The organism is Thermomicrobiales bacterium, from assembly GCA_041390825.1.
Classification (GTDB): Bacteria; Chloroflexota; Chloroflexia; order Thermomicrobiales; family UBA6265; genus JAMLHN01.
Window position 1 is genome coordinate 41391 of the sequence record JAWKPF010000023.1, and the last position, 16382, is coordinate 57772.

Consider the following 16382-nt stretch of genomic DNA (forward strand, 5'->3'; position numbering starts at 1 on the left):
CAACCGCCTGGAGCGAAGAGGCTTTCGCACATCGATCACCCCCAATGACCAGTAACGTTTCCATCCTGGCGGCCTTCGTGGCCGGGGTGTTGTCGATCACGTCGCCTTGCGTGCTTCCCCTGATTCCGCTCTATCTCGGGCATATCGCCGGAGTCTCCGTCACCGGTCCATCCATCGATCGGCAGCTCGTCTTCAGAAATGCAATCGCATTCGTGGCCGGTTTTTCGGTGGTCTTCATTGCCATGGGCGTTGCCCTGGGCGCCGCCGGATCGCTTGTGTCCACCGCGGAAGTCGTCGCCCGCAACCGCTACTGGTTGGTTCGCATTGGGGGAGCGCTCCTGCTCCTCCTGGGACTGCAGCAGTTGGGCCTCATCGAGCTGCCGTTTCTCAGCCGAGACCGGCGCATCCAGCACTTCACCGAATCGACCGGTTCAGTGACGTCATCATTCGTGATTGGCGCCACCTTTGGCGCGGGATGGTCGCCCTGTGTCGGCCCTATCCTGGGCGCCATCCTCACCATGGCGGCCGGTCAGGGGGACACGGTGCGTGCCGCCTGGCTGCTGGTCGCCTACTCGGCTGGTCTGGCGGTGCCTTTCCTGCTTTTCGCCGCCCTTGGCACCACATCCCGCGTGCTGAAGAGCATGACGCGGCATCTATCCGCCGTGAATTCAGTATCTGGTGGCATCATGGTTGCCGTAGGGGCGATCATGTTGCTCGGGATCTACCAGCAGCTGTTCGCGCGCATTGCCTCGGTCGTTCCCTGGACGCCGTGGGAACCAACCATCTGAGCCGGCCCGACCGTCGGTATCGAACCTTGAGGATCCGCTGATGGCGCAAGCCACACTCGAGAAACGCAGCTTCCGCAACAACCCGCTCGAAACACTGGTCGACCGTGTTTGGCGCTTCTTTTGCTCTGTCCGGGCTGCGGTCGTCGAGATCGCGATCCTCGCCGTACTGGTGCTCATCGGCACGCTGCGTGGCAGTTCGGTTCCCCAATGGATCGCAGATCGCCTGCCGTTCACCCAGGGAATCGTCGACCGCTGGTACAGCTGGGACGTCTTCCACTCGATCCCGTTCATGCTCATGCTGGCAATCCTCACCATTGCCATCACGGTCTGCACGATCAATCGTGCGCCAGGCATTTGGCGCACCATCAGTTCGCCAACGATCACTACCACGCGTGGATTCATCCGCAACGCGGAGGTTTCCGCGAGCGCGACAGTCTCCGAGCCAGTCGACTCGGCGGTAGACGAATACGCCTCCGCGCTGAAGAGAAAACGCTACCGCGTCCTTTCCGAACAGCACGGTGATGCAACCCACGTCTATGCGGACAAGAACCGGCTGGCGAAGCTCGCCACCTTCCCGTTTCACCTCGCGCTCATCCTGATCCTGATCGGAGGGATCGTCGGCGCCCGCTATGGGTTCAAGGAAAACTCGTTCATCATCCCGGAAGGATCGGTGCGAGAGGTCGGTCACGGAACCGGTCTCAGCGTCAAGCTCGACCAGTTCAGTGATTCGTGGCGCGAGGACGGTACCCCCGCGAGTTATCGCAGCGACCTGATCCTCTACAAGAACGGCGAAGAGGTCAAGCGACAGTCGATAACCGTCAACAACCCCATGAGCTATGGCACGACCACCTTCTATCAGACGAGCTATGGGCAGGCCGTGCAGATGCGCGTGACCGATGCGGACGGCAACGTCCTCTATGACGACTCAGTCGAACTGGGCATCTATCGGTCGAGCGCGAATCCGGACGCCCCGGCCGGCATCATCAAGCTGCCTCAGGCCGGGGTGCAGCTCAACATCATCGCCCCCGACGAAGACCGCGCCAACGCTCCCATGCTCGACAACCTGAACCTGAAGAGCGGCCAGATGTACGTCCAGATGGCGGAAACTGGCCCGAACGCATCGGGCGAGCTTCCGGACATGGTGGTCGAGCAGGGCCAACCTCAGGAACTGAACGGCATCACCGTCGAGTTCGTGCGGGAAAGCCGCTTCACCCTGCTCCAGGTCGCGAGCAATCCGGGAATTCCTATCTTCTGGACCGCGGCGTTCCTGCTCGTAGGCGGACTGGCAGTCACGTTCTATTTCCCGCACAGGCGGATTCGCGCCATCTTCGATCAGAACGGTCCCGGTGGCGCCACGCAAATCGCCATGGCGCCGCTCGCCAAGCGTGATTGGTCGGGGCAGCGCGATTTCCGAAATGCAGTCGCCGACCTCTCGAAACGGTTCGATACCGATTTCGTCGTCCGCGAGCGAACCGATCCTTTTGTCAAGCCCGGCGATAGCCCGCTGCCCGACACAGCGTAGAATTTTCTGGGCGCCAACGATTGCGCCCAGAAGCAGCACAAAGGACGCACCCATGGAAGGAATGGTCAGACTCTCGTTCTATCTCTTCGCGGCAGCTTCGATCTCGGTTGCCGCCGCCTGGGTGTCCTACGTCGTCTACGCCGTTGGGGTCATCCGTGTCAAACGCACGGCTGTCGCCACAAATACCGGCATCACCATGAGCGGGCCGACGGCTGAATTCGGTCCGCCATCGGCCAGCGCAGGTCGTTTCGGAACCCTCTTTGGCTGGTTTGCCGTCGTCTTTTCGGGTTTGGCGGTCCTGACGCGCACGATTGCATCCCACCGGGGACCGTACTCGAACATGTTCGAGTTCAGCCTGGCATTTGTCTTCGTCGTCACGCTCGCATACATGCTCTTCGAACGCTTCTATCAGGTGAAGCAGCTCGGAGCGATCGTGATGACGATCGCGCTGGGCATGTGCCTCTACCTGTGGTCGCTTCCGCCCAAGATGCGCGAGGTCGATGCGCTCAACCCCGCGCTGCAGAACCGTCCGCTCATGACGGTGCACGTCTCGGCTGCAATTCTCGCCTATGCCACCTTCGCGGTTTCTTTTGCGGCTGCGGTGCTCTTCCTGATTCAGATCCGCAAGAACGTTTCCTGGCTGCCCAGCGCGGAGATGCTGGACGATATCGGCTATCGAGCGGTGACGGTCGGCTTCCCCATGCTTGCGCTTGTGCTCATCCTTGGGTCGGTCTGGGCGCATCAGGCCTGGGGCGCGTATTGGTCATGGGACCCGAAAGAAACCGCCGCTCTCTTCACCTGGCTCGTCTATGGCGTCTACTTGCACACACGCTCGCTGCGCGGATGGCGCGGGCAGCGGAGCGCCATCATCCTGATCATTGGATTCATTGCCGTTGGGTTTACCTACTACGGCAACTATTTCTTCGGTGGAATGCACGCCTATGGCGGAGTCAATTGACGTCACAGAGCGTGACAGCGCTGCTGCGCAAGGAGCAGCCAATCCCACGGTTCCGAGCCGCGGCAAGCAAGCGATGGTGGGCCTGGCGATCGCCGCTGGGATTCTCCTCCTTGCCTGGTTCGTCGCCGGCCGAGCGGGGCTGAGCGATGTCGGCAAGGGCGGGATCAATTCCTCCCTGTTGCCCAAAGTGGGTCAGGAAGCGCCGGATTTCGTTGCCGTCAGTCCGGAGGGACAGGTCGTTCACCTGAGCGATTTCCGCGGACAACCCGTGTGGCTGAATTTCTGGGGCGCCTGGTGCCCGCCATGCCGCGCCGAGATGCCCGATATCCAGACGGCATGGGAGCAGTTGGAACCCCAGGGGCTCACCCTGCTTGCGGTCAGTTTGGGCGACAAGCCGTCGGAAGCGATCGAGTTCGCGGAACTCAACGGGGCAACGTTCCAGATCCTGCTCGATCCGGACCGGTCGCTCACCAGTCCGACCTACCCGATCTACAACTTCCCGACGCATATCTTCATCGACGAGGACGGCATCGTCCGCAAGATCGTCATGTCTGAGATGAGCGCCGACGAAGCGGTAGCGGCCGCTCAATCCGTGCTTCCTGAAGCAGACATCGCAAGCAGCGCCGAGTTCTCAGGCCAATAAGGATCTGCCGGAAAGGGCTTCGGATCTCTGATCGCTACGCCTTGGCCGCGGCGACCGAGGCTCGAAGGGCTGTTGCCCGCTTGGTGATCGACTGCCAGTCGCCTGAGTCGACCGCTTTCGGGTCGACGAGCGCGCTCCCGAGCGCCACCGCCACCGCCCCTGCTTTGATGAAGTCTGCAGCGTTGTCGAGCGTGACCCCGCCCGACGGAATGAGCTTGATGTGCGGGAACGGCGCCAGGACGTCCTTGAAGTATTTCGGACCGCCCAGGCTCGCCGGATGGACCTTGATGAAGTCCGCGCCTGTCTCCCATGCGGTCAGAATCTCGGTCGGAGTGAACGCCCCGATCAGCGACGGAATGCTGTACCGCCGGCACATCTGAATCGTCTCCGGCCGAAACGACGGGGTGACGATGTATTGCGCGCCCGCCAGAATCGCGATTCGGGCCGTTTCGGAATCGAGCACGGTGCCGGCGCCAATGAACGCGTCTTCGCCCATCGCGGAGCGAACCGTGGTGATCACGTCCGCTGCGCGTGGATTGGTGAAGGTGAATTCGACCGAGGTCACTCCACCTGCCGCCAGCGCTTTGGTCAGATCGACCGCTTTCGACAAGTCATCCAGCCGTACGACGGCCACGACATGCCCGTCTTCGATCCGTCCCGCATTGGTCACACGCCCACTCCTCCATTACACGCAATCATGGCAAGACTAGCATGCGTACACTAGACGCCGACAACGTCGCGCATGACGCGATCGAGGTAGGTGACCGGCATGACCGTGGACGATCGACCATATCTCGACGGAACGAGGGCGGCAGAATCGATGGTGGCCGCGCCCGAGGTCGACGTGCGCGTCGCGGCATTCACGATTGCAGACGACGAGCTCAATGTGCTGCTCGACCGGTCGAATGGCATCCAGCAGCTTCCGCGCTCGGCGCCCAGCCGGCTCGAATCGATCGACCTCCAGGCTCGCGAGTCGCTTCGGTCGCATCTCGGCGTCGCCGGGCAATACATGGAGCAGCTGTACACGCTCACAGTGGTCGAGGCTGGAGTCTGGCGAATCGTTGTGAGCTATGTGGCGCTGATCAGCAGCCCCGACGGATTGAGTTCTCCAGTTGCTGGACGGTGGGAACGAACTGCCGATCTCGACCAGTTGAGCGCTGGCGACGCGCTTGTCTTCGAGTACGCCCTCTTTCGCATTCGCTCGAAGCTCGACTACACGACAATCGGCTTCCACCTTCTCCCAGAGGAGTTCACGCTCAGTGAGCTGCAGTCGGCCTACGAAACCGTGCTCGGACGCAAACTGGATAAACGGAATTTTCGCCGCAGGATGTCGGCGCTCGGCATCCTCACCGTTACCGGCTCGACCCGGCGAGACGGGTCGCATCGGCCTGCTCGTCTCTACCGCTACCGTCCCGACCGGGACTCCACCGACTACTTGACTCCACCATGGGCGACTGCCCAGGAAGGAAGCTGACCCGCAATGACCAAATCGACAAGTCCCCGCCCGAAATCACTTGGGCTGGTGGCGGCGCTCAGCAAGCCTGAAGCCCATCAGCTAGCCGCGGACATTCGGGAACGACTCAAGTCGCTTGGGATAGCCGTCGTTCCGGAAGAGGAGCTTTCCCCCAACGCTGCCAAACAGGTCGACGCCATTCTGGTGCTCGGCGGAGACGGACTGATGATGCGCGCGGCCAAGGCGTATCCGAACACGCCGCTTCTCGGCATCAACTTTGGGAAAGTCGGCTTCCTGGCGAAAGTGGAACGAAGTGAATGGGAATCGGCTCTGGATGCGCTTGTCTCGGGCAGCTATACGGTCGAAGAAAGCTCGACGCTGAACGCAACGATCCAGGGTGCGCACGGAGTCGAAGACCAGGGCTGGGCTATCAACGATGTTGTCATTCGCAGCGGTGTGCGCATGATCGACATCGAGCTCTATGTCGACGGCTATTACGTCAATACGTTCCCGGGAGACGGCATCATTGTTGCGACTTCACGTGGGAGTACCGCCTATTGCATGGCGGCCGGCGGCCCGATTCTGACCGCGGGGGTCAAGGGCTTTGCGATCGTACCGATCTCATGCCACTCGCCCATCAGGACACCGATGGTGGTGGCGGAATCGGCCAAGATCGATCTGCTCTTCAAGTCGCGCTACGACGCGAGCATCATTCTGGATGGACGGGTCACCGGAGAACTGGCGCCAGATGACGTCGTACGGGTTCGCTGTGGCGAAAATCTCTGTCGCCTGATATCGGTCGGGGAAGCCGACTTCTACGAAGCCTTCCGCACCAAGTTCAATTTCCGCATCCGCCCCGAACTTGAACCCGCCCGGGTGCCCGAGTCGATCGGTGGCGCCCGCGGCGCCACGTGGTGACGCTCAGCGGACAGGAATGCTGGCCCACATGGATCAAACGACTGACTGGGAATTGTTGCTGCTGAGGTCGACGCTAGCGACTGGAAGATGATTTCGCCGACTCGATCTTGTCGGCTTCCTCTTCCACAACCTCTTCCACGACCTCAGCCGATCCGCTGACCGTCTGGAAGTCGTGCGCGCCGTTCGAACTGCCGTTTCCACTCGCCACGAACTGCGAGATCACCGCGGCATCTTCGACCACCGCTTCATCCAGCGTGACCTTGAGCTCTTCGGATGAAGTTGCGGCCGCATCAGAGGTCGCTGTCGCGCCATTCGTGGCCTTCTGTTTTCGCGCCCTGGTTCGCTTTCGATCGAACAGCCGGATCGGTTCTCCCTCTTGCGACTGGGCATCGGCCGGCGGTGTCTCGGTTTCGGTTACGACGGCAGCCAGCTCCGCCTGGTATCCCAATTCGAGCTCTGGCTCGGGCGCTGGCGGCGGGATCTCACGAATGGTTGGCGCGGCCACCTGGCGGAAGGTGCGGGACCCTCGTTCCAGGTAACGCTCATCGGGCGGCTCCACTCGCTCACGAATCGAAATCGCCAGTTCGCTCTGGTCCGATCCGCAGTAGGGGCAAACGGGCCATCCAATCTTGATGAGTTGATTGCAGGATGTGCATGGCTGCTTGAGACTCGCCTGACAATGCGGACAGAGAATGTAGTCGTCGGAAACATGCCGTTGGCACGACGGGCAAAGAGCAGTTTCCTCGATGTCCTGCAGCAGGTACTCCTCTTCCAGCGACCGCTGGAACGCTTCGTCGAGTGTAGTTCGCGGTCGCATGAGGAGATAGAGCAGCGCTCCCGGCACGAAGAACAGGAGCGAAAGCAGCGTAGCGAAGATCTGCGTAACCACGCTCTGGCTGCGCGATCCAATATCTCGGTAGGTCCAAACCACGAGGGCGAACCACAGGACGACCAGGTATCCCCCTGCAAGGGCCAGGAAAACCTGTACCGACCTGGCTACAATCTCTTCCAAACTGGAACTCCGAAGGGGTTTGCCCCGTTGTCGAACTGGCCGCTCATCGAATTCGTTCGTATCGGCTCAGATTGAGGATATACACGGTTGCGCCGCCATCGAGTGACGGTACGGGGCTGCTGACATGATACTCGCCGGGATCGACAAGCGGTAGCATGGGGTTTGTCATACGGACTACCGCAAGCCCCTGATCCTCGATGAATCGCAGCAAATCGGGAATATACCCCTCCTGCACGGGCACGAACGCCGAGGTGCGTCGTTGCTCTCCCCGAAAGGACTCCTCACTCACGACATCCACTGCGAAACCACGTTGCAAGAGTCCTTGCACCACCGCATCCGCCCGCGAGCCTTTGATTTGAACCACTGCCAGCTTCATGAGTCAATCCAGTGACGCTGCAACGCACCGGTCACTCTAGATATCGCTCAGAAGGGGAAACCGGTTCCGTACCGCGTCCAGAATGAGCGACGTGATTTCCGGCGCGGGGAGCGATCCGTCGACCACAAACCAGCGTTCCGCATGGACCGTAGCAAGCTGCCGGAAGGTCTCCGCAACCCGTGAATGGTACAAGAGACCGGCTTCGTCTATCCGATTGACATGCGCCGCGTCGGCCAGGCGCCGTTCCAATCCTGTTTCGGGTGGAACGTCGATCAGGATGCGCAGGTCCGGATAGGTATCTTGCACGGCGAACGCCTGGATCGTTTCGAGATCGACCAGCGAGAGGCCGTTGCCGCCCCCTTGATACGCCAATGTCGAGTCGATGAACCGGTCGGTGATCACAACATCACCACGCTCGATCGCTGGCGCGATGACCTGGGCAACGTGCTGCGCTCTGGCAGCGCTATGCAGCAGCGCTTCCGTGCGTGGCTCGAACTCACCCAGCTCTCGGTCGAACAGGAGCGCCCGGATGGCTTCGCCGATTGGTGTGCCTCCGGGTTCTCTCGTCAGCACGACCGTGCGCCCCGCCCCGCGGATTCGTTCGGCAAGCGCCCGCGACTGGGTCGACTTGCCCGAACCATCGATGCCCTCGAATGCGATGAACTCCCCGCGGCGCACCTAGAATGGGCTTTCGCGGTAGAGCTCGACGCGCCGGTTCGGTTCTTTCCCCTTGCTCCGCGATCCAACGTTGTAGCGATCGGCCAACTGGTGCTGCAATCGCCGCACGTACTTGGTCTGGGGAGAGAGCACGATCGAGTGCATCCCACCGATCACTGCGCCGATCGCGTCTTCGGTTTCTTCCAGCGCAGCAGCCACACCGGCGCCCGTCGCCTTGCGGCTCGACGAACTCGACGTACGTTGTTGGGGTTCCGACGACGATGAAGCCGACTGCGGCGTGAGCGGCACCACGACCTCTTGCGATTCGACGGGAATCGGCGCAAGCGCGCTCAACGCATGCTCGATCTGCGCCAATGTGTTCGAGCGCAACACATACACCGGCGTGCCGCGATTCTCAGCCTCGCGGATCGGTTGCGGCTTGGTGCGGAAATAGCTCTTCAGCGTCAGCACGATATCTGCCTCGCGCGGATCACGCACGATCATGGCCGGCACGCGCAAATGCTCGATCGCATCGGCAAGTCGATTCCGGCTGACACCGAACGGGTAGATGCGAACCGGCTTGTTCGGCGTGCCGCGGCCCTTGAAAGAGAACGCTCCAATCGATGGGGGCGCGGCGGGATACACCTGCTGAGGGGTCTCGACATCGTCGATACGCTCGTAGACCGCATCTGAGAGCTGCAGTGTCGGTCGTGCGGTTCTACCGAGCCCCTGGGCGCTCTCTCCGCGCGTGAGGGCGGTCGACGGCCGGACTGGAGGTTGGGCGGGACTGCGTCGCAATTCTTCTGGCGACTCGATATCCAGCGTTCCATCCGGCGCGCGTCGGCGGACTTCCGGGCGAACCGGCGCGCCCCGCAGAATCGCATCAACGGTTTGCGCGACATCCCGGTGGACTGCGACTTCGTCGCGCCCCAGAAGTTCCACCATGATCGTGAACGAAGGTGGCGCCTTGCGTTCCAGAATCGATTTCTGCGTTCCCCGGCGGCGTGCTTCTTCATCGGACAGCGTTACTGACTGGATTCCACCGATCAGGTCTGAAAGCGTCGGGTTCATCATCAGGTTTTCGAGCGTATTCCCGTGCGCCGTGCCAATCAGTTGCACACCCCGCTCGGCAATCGTGCGAGCCGCCCCCGCCTCCAGCTCCGTACCGATCTCGTCGATCACGATCACTTCCGGCATGTGATTCTCGACTGCCTCGATCATGACCCCATGTTGCGCGGTCGGCGTCGCCACCTGCATGCGACGTGCTCTACCAATCGCCGGATGAGGAATGTCGCCATCGCCGGCAATCTCGTTGCTGGTATCGACCACGATCACACGTCGATGGAGATCGTCCGCCAGCACCCGGGCAACCTCGCGCAGCATCGTTGTCTTGCCCACGCCGGGACGGCCGAGCAGGAGCAAGCTCTCGCCCGATTCGACCAGGTCGCGAATGATGGCAATGGTTCCGTAAACAGCGCGCCCGATTCGGCAGGTCAGTCCCACGACCTCGCCGCTCCGGTTGCGGATCGCGGATATCCGGTGCAAGGTCCGCTCGATCCCGGCGCGGTTGTCATCCCCAAACTGACCGATGCGTGCCGCGACGTACTCGATCTCTTCGCGGGTAACATCTTCGTCACCGATATCGAACTCAGCGTCCTGGAAACGCGCCTCCGCCTTTCGACCGAGATCCATGACGATCTCGACCAGGCTCCCGCGCGAGCCGTCCACGGTGAGTTCACGGATACCATCACGAATTCTGGGAGGCAGCACCAGAAGGAGGTCATCCAGGTTGTCCGTGACCTCGTGCTCGGTGACTTCGTACTCCTCGAAATCCACTGCTGGTTCCATCTGTGTCCTCAATCGATGCTCCTTTGCTGTGACCGCAGTGATCACAACATTCGGCGACGCCGCGTCGGGCGGCTCAATCGGACGGACTGCCCTTGGGCGTTGCCGTCAGAATCGAAGGAGCCTGACTCGGCACTCGATCTCCGAGTTCGATGTGCTGCGGCGCCGCCTCCGCCGTCACCGCGCGAACTTGAACGGCCGTATAACGCACGAGTAGCTCCTGGGTCAGACCCGGGGCAAACCCGAGCCGGACCAATGCTGGTTCTATCTCCTGTTGATACCCGCGAACGGCGACGTAGACGCGGTTGATTCGCTTTTCGAGCCGCAATTTGCGCAACACGGCGTCCAGCAGTCCCGCTCCCCGCTTGACCGAGTTCGGCGGAAATGTGACATCGACAGCATGCGCGCCACCTGCACTGCACACACGAACGTATGCGCCGACTCCGGACGAATCCTCGACCAACCAGCCAGCGGTATGTTGCGCCCCGGGTCGCCGCGAGTTTTCGATGTCCCAGGCGTGCGAGGTCAGCGCTTCGGCATAGAGAACATCACGCGGCACGGAAGCGTTGTAGAGCTGATGGATCGCCCAGGTATCCGAATGCTCTTGTTCCCGCATGGAGACCTCGGCGCCCAGCGTGCGGGGAGAATCGGCCACATAGATCGTCTCGCTGGCATAGGCCGTGAATCCCGCTCCCCTGAGCGCGACGTGCGCCGTCGTCCCCGCGGTGGCCTGGGCATAGAGTCGCTTGACGCCGTGCATTCCGGCCTGGCGCACCCCCGCCAGGAGCACTTCTTCCCAGACAGGACTCGGATCGTAGACGCCAGTCGAGGCTCCCAACGCCTGCAACAACCAGCGACGATCCGGCATGGCCGGCTTGAAATCGGCAAACGCGATGACGTCTCGATTCGATTCCGCAACCATTACCACTGGGCGGTCCGATGATCCCGGCAGACGACCGGCCACAACTGAGCTGGCCGCGCTGTATCCGCTCAAGCTGAGCTGCGGCTGCAACAATGGATAGGTCCGCTCGATACGCCCGATGCCGGGCAAGTCGGTCATCCTGGCCTGGCGGACGGCCAGCGGAAAGTGACGACTCTCGGGGGCGGCTCCCGGACTCCTGGGGGATGGAGTCGTGGAAGTGCTTTGCGGAGTGGAAGCAGACTCGCCATCCCGGGCTCGTCCGAGCGCCTGCAGATGGGTGGCGGAAGTTCGATACGACGAAGATTGCATTGATCTGATTCTACGCCTGGAAAGAGGGGCAAACAAATACGAAATGATGAAAAAATGTACGCAAAGAAGGATGATCTGCGCGTAAAGCGCTACAGGGTCCGCCGACCGGCCAACGCGCGCGCCAGCGTGACATCGTCCGCGTACTCCAGATCGCCTCCGGCCGGCAGCCCGGTGGCGGGACGGGTCACCCGCACCCCGAGCGGCACCAACATGCTATGCAGGATGGAAGCGGTTGCCTCTCCCGGCATGTCCAGGTTGGTTGCCAGGATCACCTCATCCGGTTTTTCCGTCTTCACCCGCTCGATCAGTTCGGCGATCCGTAGCTTGCCAGGACCAATCCCGTCGATCGGCGAAATGGCCCCGTGCAGGACGTGATACTTTCCCCGAAACTGTCCGGTTCGGTCCAGCGCCAGCACATCCAGCGGCTCCTCCACCACACAAATGATGGGATCGCGCGTCGGGTCGGTGCAGATAGCGCACGGCTCTGTTTCGGTGATGTTGAAACACCGCGAACAGAAGAAGACCCGCTCCTTCACCGTCAGGATCGCGTCCGCCAGTGCGACCGCTTCTTCTCGCGGCCCCCGCAGAATCGAAAACGCCAACCGCGATGCCGTCTTCGGGCCAATTCCTGGCAGCCGGCCAAGTTCTTCGATCAGATCGGAAACGGGTTTGACGGATATCCCGGAGGATGACGACAAGAGCGGACCTTTCAGCAGGATTCGAACTGTCCCAGGCCAGCGCGCAACCAACCCGAACAGGTGTACGAATTATACGTCCATGTCAAGGACTGGACGACCTTTGATCCCGTCTGCCGGCCCGATCACCCCGTCATCCTCCATCTGCTCGATCAAGCGCGCCGCCCGGTTGTAGCCGATGCGTAAGCGACGCTGCAGCATGGACGCGGACGCCACCCCCTGTTCGCGCACCACCGCCAGTGCCTTCTCCATCAATGGATCGTCCTCGTAGCCGCCTTCGCTGGTGACCACCCCGGATGAGCTCGGCAGATTGAGCCACTCCTCGGCGTACTGGGGAATTGGCGTCACCGCGTGCCAGTGGCCCACGATGTAGTGCACGTCGTTGTCTTCCACGAACGCGCCCTGGATACGCACCGGCTTGGCGGCGTCCGGCGGCAGATAGAGCATGTCACCGCGTCCCAGCAGCCGCTCCGCTCCCGGCATGTCCAGAATGACGCGACTGTCGGTCTGCGACGAGACGGCAAACGCGATTCGGGCCGGAACGTTCGCCTTGATGATGCCGGTGATCACATCGACCGACGGCCGCTGCGTCGCCAGGATCAGATGTATCCCCGCCGCGCGGCCCATCTGCGTCAGCCGCTGGATCAATCCCTCCACGTCCATCGGCGAGGTCAGCATCAGGTCGGCCAGTTCGTCCAGAATCACGACCAGATACGGCACGCGCTCCGCGTTCGGCTCATCCGCCATCTTCATGCGGTAGCCATCGAGATTGCGCACGCCTGCCTTCGAGAAGACGTCGTAGCGGCGCTGCATCTCGTTGACGACCAACCGCAACGCGCCAACCACCTTGTCCATCTCGGTGACGACCGGACACTGCAGATGCGGCACGCCGTTGTATCCGGTCAGTTCGACCATCTTCGGGTCGAACATCAGCAGCTTGACCTCATCGGGCGACTTCGTTAGCAGGAACGTGGAAATGATCTCGTTCAGGCAGACACTCTTGCCCGAACCAGTCGCCCCGGCGATCAGGAGATGAGGCATCTTGGTCAGATCGCCGACCACGTACCGCCCGTTCACATCGCGCCCGAGCGGCACCGGCAGCTTCGCCTTCGACTTGGCGAACTGGCTCGATTCGATCGTTTCCCGCAGGCCGACCGTGGTGACTTGCGCATTTGGAATCTCGATCCCTACCCGCGCCATTCCCGGCACTGGCGCCTCGATGCGGATGCTCGGCGCGGCCAAAGCCAATGCCAGGTCGTTCTGCAACTCGGTGATGCGGCGCACTTTCACGCCAGTTCCCGGCTCCAGCGTGTATTGCGTCACAGCCGGTCCGGGATTGATCTCGCGCACATGGGCGTCGACTTTGAAGCTCGCCAGCGTCTCCTCGATGAGAGTCGCCTTGTCCCCCAGTTCGGTTGTGTTGACTTCGTGACCTTCGTAGTACTTGAGCTGGCTCAGATCGGGAAGCGGCAGATTGGAGTGATTGACGATCGGAGCTTTCGCTTTCTTGATCTCGGTCTTGTCCGCCTTTTCGGTCGCCTTGGGCAGATTGATCACTGGCGGCATTGGCGGCGGCAGCACAGCCTGCTCCAGTGGTTTGCTGTCGAACGGTTTGCTCTCGACTGGCGGCTTGGCCGGGCGTGCCACCGGGATAAAGGCAGCCGTTTGTGTAACACGGTTCGACGTGTCGACAGGCTCGGATGCCGGCCGGATCCGCCGCCAGATCCCGTGCAGGTCACGATAGAACTGCCGTGGATCAGTCCGCGTCAGGAGAAACACACCGATCCCACCCGCGAGCAGCAGGACTGCTGCGCAGGCAGGCTCTGGCAGGTAGTGATTCAGCAGAAGCGCCAGGTTGTCCCCAATGATTCCGCCCCCGCTGCGCTTGGTCTCACCGGCAAACGCCAGCAATGCGAGCAGCGATCCACCCAGGAGCGCTCCCCCGGCGAGTTGTCCACCGGTGGGCAACGGATGCCGTTCGTCGAGCACCGCCTTGATGCCGGCCATGATGAGGAAGAGCGGAATCAGAAATGTGCCGTCGCCCGCCAGACCACGGAGCGCTTCGTAGGTCCAGCCGGTCAGCCGGCCGTCGCGCCCATGGCTCATGAGAATCCAGGCGAAGATCAACCCGAGCGCGATTGGCGCCGCGCCCATGATTTGACGGCGCGTATCGTCTGAAAGGAACTGACCGCCGAACCGCGCGTCCCATCGCGCGCGCGCTTTGTCGCGCATGCTTGGTTCGGTGTGGGCCGGTGGCCGTCTGCGGGCCGTCGCGGCAGCGCGGGTCTGGGTTCGAGCGCGTGAAGTGGAAGCCATGAGGAATCGCCTGTCCTGGTCCTGACGCGGGACGAACAGGATCGCCAGCGCACCGAATCCAGTGTACGTACACTCTATCCGAAGACTATACCATGACTTTCTGTCACCCGAAAGGTGTACGGACGCCACAGATGAGCAACTGTAGTCGCTCGATCCTGGCAGTTACCCGTCCCGGCTTCTTTCCCCCCATGTTCTCCACCTTCCCAATTCTCTTCGTTGTTCCCTCCATCGCTCTCCGCGGAGTCTGAGCAAGCGTCACGCGTTCAAAGCGCACCATGCTTCTTCGATCGCTCCGGCCTCCAAACTCCGGCGCCGGCCTCCAAACTCCGGCCTCCGGCCTCCGGACCCGTGCCCACCTGTCCGTACATTGGCCGTCTCCTCGCCCACAATGACCGGACAGCTTACTTGCCGATACAGAACATATGTTCTATACTCCCGGCAAATCAATCTTCCGACCCGCGTTTCAGACGACGAGGCCCGCACCTTCGTTCGGTGTCTCGACGTGCATTTGGGAGATCTCCTGTGCCAGTTGCCGCGCTCATCGTCCCTCATTTCGCGCTGCGCATCTCGCTGCTCGACCAACCAGAGCTCGATGGTCTGCCACTGGTGCTCACCTCTCCGCCCAATAGCCGCACCGTGGTTACCGACTGCACTCCGGAAGCCGCCCTCCAGGGCGTGCGCCCCGGCATGCTCCTGCGGGAAGTCACCGCCCTCTGCCCAGATGCCATCTTCATCGAACCGAATCCGGTGCGCGAATCCACCGTTTTCGACGATATCCTGCGCTCCCTGGAAACCTTTAGCCCGTCTATCGAAGCCGGACCGCCCGGATGCTGTTATGTCGACCTTCACGGTCTTCACCGGCACGATGCCTCGCCCGAAGCCGGCGCGGTGCGTCTTCTCCAGCTCATTCCGCCGGTGCTCCGTCCACGGGCCGGTATCGCTCCAGGCAAGTTCACCGCTCTTTGCGCCGCCCGCAAATCGCATCCGGGCAATACGCTGCTGATCGCGCCCGATGTCGTCACCGCCTTCCTGGCCGACCTGCCCACGAGCTGGCTTCCCGTCGATCCAAAGACCATCGCCCGCCTGGAACGGCTGGGGTTGCGCTCCATGGGCGAGATCGCCGCGCTTCCCATGACCGCCATGCAGGCCCGCTTCGGCAAAGACGGTCGTCGTGCCTGGGAGCTCGCCAGCGGTCGGGACGATCTCACCGTCGTGCCACTCGAACGTCCCGAAACCGTTATCGAGGCCATCACCTTGCCTGCTCCGTCTACGAGCCGCGACATGCTCCTGCTCGGCATCCGCCAGCTCGTGCAGCGCGCCTTCAGGCGTCCGGAGCTCCAGCACCGCAATGTGCGCCAGGCCCAGTTGCATGTTCTGATCGAGGAGAACCGCTCCTGGGAAAAATCGCTCACCTTTCGCGATCCCGCCGGAGCCGAGCGCATCATGGAGATCGTCGCCCATCGACTTCAGGATCTGGAGCTGCAAGGCGCCGCCGAGCGCATCGTGCTGCATCTCATCGGACTGGTTTCCGAAACCACCCGCCAGCAATTGCTGCCCTTTCTCAAACCCAAACAGATCGCGCCGATCGGCCAGGCCATCTGTCAGCTCAAGCAACGGTATGGCGATTCCCCGCTCTATCGTGTTGTGGAGATCGAACCATGGTCAAGAATCCCGGAACGGAGATACGCCCTCATCGAGTACGACCCCTGAATCCGCCCCGCGCGGTCACCGTGGAAACCGTCCATGGCCGGCCGGTCGCGCTCACCGACAAGCGGGGCGAACGTGTCGAAATTACGGCCATCGAGGAGGAATGGTCGATCGACGACGAATGGTGGCGCGACCGCCTGCAACGGCACTACTTCCGTGTCTGCCTACCGCATGGCGCCATCCGCACCATCTTCCTCGACGGCGAATCGCGCCGCTGGTTCGAGCAGTCGTACTAGCAACCGCCCCCATCCGTGGCTGCCA

The 16382-nt window shown here is 62.0% G+C and carries 16 protein-coding genes; 8 read left to right on the forward strand and 8 right to left on the reverse strand.

Going from position 1 to position 16382, the window contains the following annotated elements:
• The first annotated feature begins 44 nt into the window (after nucleotides 1-44).
• Genes R2855_13225 through R2855_13240 form a run of 4 tightly spaced genes read left to right on the forward strand, consistent with a single transcriptional unit; the run spans nucleotide 45 to nucleotide 3911 of the window.
• Nucleotides 45-788, forward strand: coding sequence for a cytochrome c biogenesis CcdA family protein (locus tag R2855_13225; GenBank protein ID MEZ4531964.1), 744 nt, complete (start codon nucleotides 45-47; stop codon nucleotides 786-788).
• 40 nt (nucleotides 789-828) lie between these two features.
• On the forward strand, nucleotides 829-2310 hold the full coding sequence (locus R2855_13230; GenBank protein ID MEZ4531965.1) for a cytochrome c biogenesis protein ResB: 1482 nt from the start codon (nucleotides 829-831) through the stop codon (nucleotides 2308-2310).
• A gap of 52 nt (nucleotides 2311-2362) precedes the next feature.
• Nucleotides 2363-3268, forward strand: coding sequence for a c-type cytochrome biogenesis protein CcsB (gene ccsB / locus R2855_13235; protein MEZ4531966.1), 906 nt, complete (start codon nucleotides 2363-2365; stop codon nucleotides 3266-3268).
• Nucleotides 3252-3911, forward strand: coding sequence for a TlpA disulfide reductase family protein (locus R2855_13240; protein ID MEZ4531967.1), 660 nt, complete (start codon nucleotides 3252-3254; stop codon nucleotides 3909-3911). Before ccsB ends, R2855_13240 begins: the two co-directional genes overlap by 17 nt.
• A 34-nt stretch (nucleotides 3912-3945) precedes the next feature.
• Here the strand turns inward: R2855_13240 and R2855_13245 are convergent, their stop codons facing one another.
• Complete coding sequence (locus R2855_13245; GenBank protein MEZ4531968.1) at nucleotides 3946-4581, reverse strand: bifunctional 4-hydroxy-2-oxoglutarate aldolase/2-dehydro-3-deoxy-phosphogluconate aldolase; 636 nt, start codon at nucleotides 4579-4581, stop codon at nucleotides 3946-3948.
• 99 nt (nucleotides 4582-4680) lie between these two features.
• On the opposite strand from R2855_13245, the gene R2855_13250 reads away from it, so the two are divergent.
• Entirely contained in the window at nucleotides 4681-5385 is a 705-nt protein-coding gene (locus tag R2855_13250; protein ID MEZ4531969.1) for a hypothetical protein, read from the forward strand.
• Between the two features lie 6 nt (nucleotides 5386-5391).
• Complete coding sequence (locus R2855_13255; protein MEZ4531970.1) at nucleotides 5392-6282, forward strand: NAD(+)/NADH kinase; 891 nt, start codon at nucleotides 5392-5394, stop codon at nucleotides 6280-6282.
• 73 nt (nucleotides 6283-6355) lie between these two features.
• Here the strand turns inward: R2855_13255 and R2855_13260 are convergent, their stop codons facing one another.
• The 7 genes from R2855_13260 to R2855_13290 all read right to left on the reverse strand — a co-directional run bounded on the left by R2855_13260 (nucleotide 6356) and on the right by R2855_13290 (nucleotide 14330).
• Entirely contained in the window at nucleotides 6356-7294 is a 939-nt protein-coding gene (locus R2855_13260; GenBank protein MEZ4531971.1) for a zinc ribbon domain-containing protein, read from the reverse strand.
• A 43-nt stretch (nucleotides 7295-7337) separates the two neighbouring features.
• Nucleotides 7338-7670: a cyclic-di-AMP receptor gene (locus tag R2855_13265; protein ID MEZ4531972.1), complete on the reverse strand. Its 333-nt coding sequence runs from the start codon at nucleotides 7668-7670 to the stop codon at nucleotides 7338-7340.
• Between the two features lie 36 nt (nucleotides 7671-7706).
• Nucleotides 7707-8348 (reverse strand): dTMP kinase, encoded by a 642-nt coding sequence (tmk, locus tag R2855_13270; GenBank protein MEZ4531973.1) that lies wholly within the window; start codon nucleotides 8346-8348, stop codon nucleotides 7707-7709.
• Entirely contained in the window at nucleotides 8349-10187 is a 1839-nt protein-coding gene (locus R2855_13275; protein ID MEZ4531974.1) for a R3H domain-containing nucleic acid-binding protein, read from the reverse strand.
• A gap of 61 nt (nucleotides 10188-10248) precedes the next feature.
• Nucleotides 10249-11232 carry a hypothetical protein gene (locus tag R2855_13280; GenBank protein ID MEZ4531975.1) on the reverse strand — a complete coding sequence of 328 codons (984 nt, stop codon included), beginning with the start codon at nucleotides 11230-11232 and terminating at the stop codon, nucleotides 10249-10251.
• A 260-nt stretch (nucleotides 11233-11492) separates the two neighbouring features.
• A complete protein-coding gene (recR, locus tag R2855_13285; protein ID MEZ4531976.1) occupies nucleotides 11493-12101 on the reverse strand; it encodes a recombination mediator RecR in 609 nt (202 codons plus the stop codon).
• A 69-nt stretch (nucleotides 12102-12170) separates the two neighbouring features.
• Nucleotides 12171-14330, reverse strand: coding sequence for a DNA translocase FtsK (locus tag R2855_13290; protein MEZ4531977.1), 2160 nt, complete (start codon nucleotides 14328-14330; stop codon nucleotides 12171-12173).
• Nucleotides 14331-14936: 606 nt separating this feature from the next.
• Between R2855_13290 and R2855_13295 the strand changes: the two genes are divergently transcribed.
• On the forward strand, nucleotides 14937-16124 hold the full coding sequence (locus tag R2855_13295) for a DNA polymerase Y family protein (protein ID MEZ4531978.1): 1188 nt from the start codon (nucleotides 14937-14939) through the stop codon (nucleotides 16122-16124).
• A gap of 20 nt (nucleotides 16125-16144) precedes the next feature.
• Complete coding sequence (locus R2855_13300; protein MEZ4531979.1) at nucleotides 16145-16357, forward strand: hypothetical protein; 213 nt, start codon at nucleotides 16145-16147, stop codon at nucleotides 16355-16357.
• Nucleotides 16358-16382 lie beyond the last annotated feature (25 nt).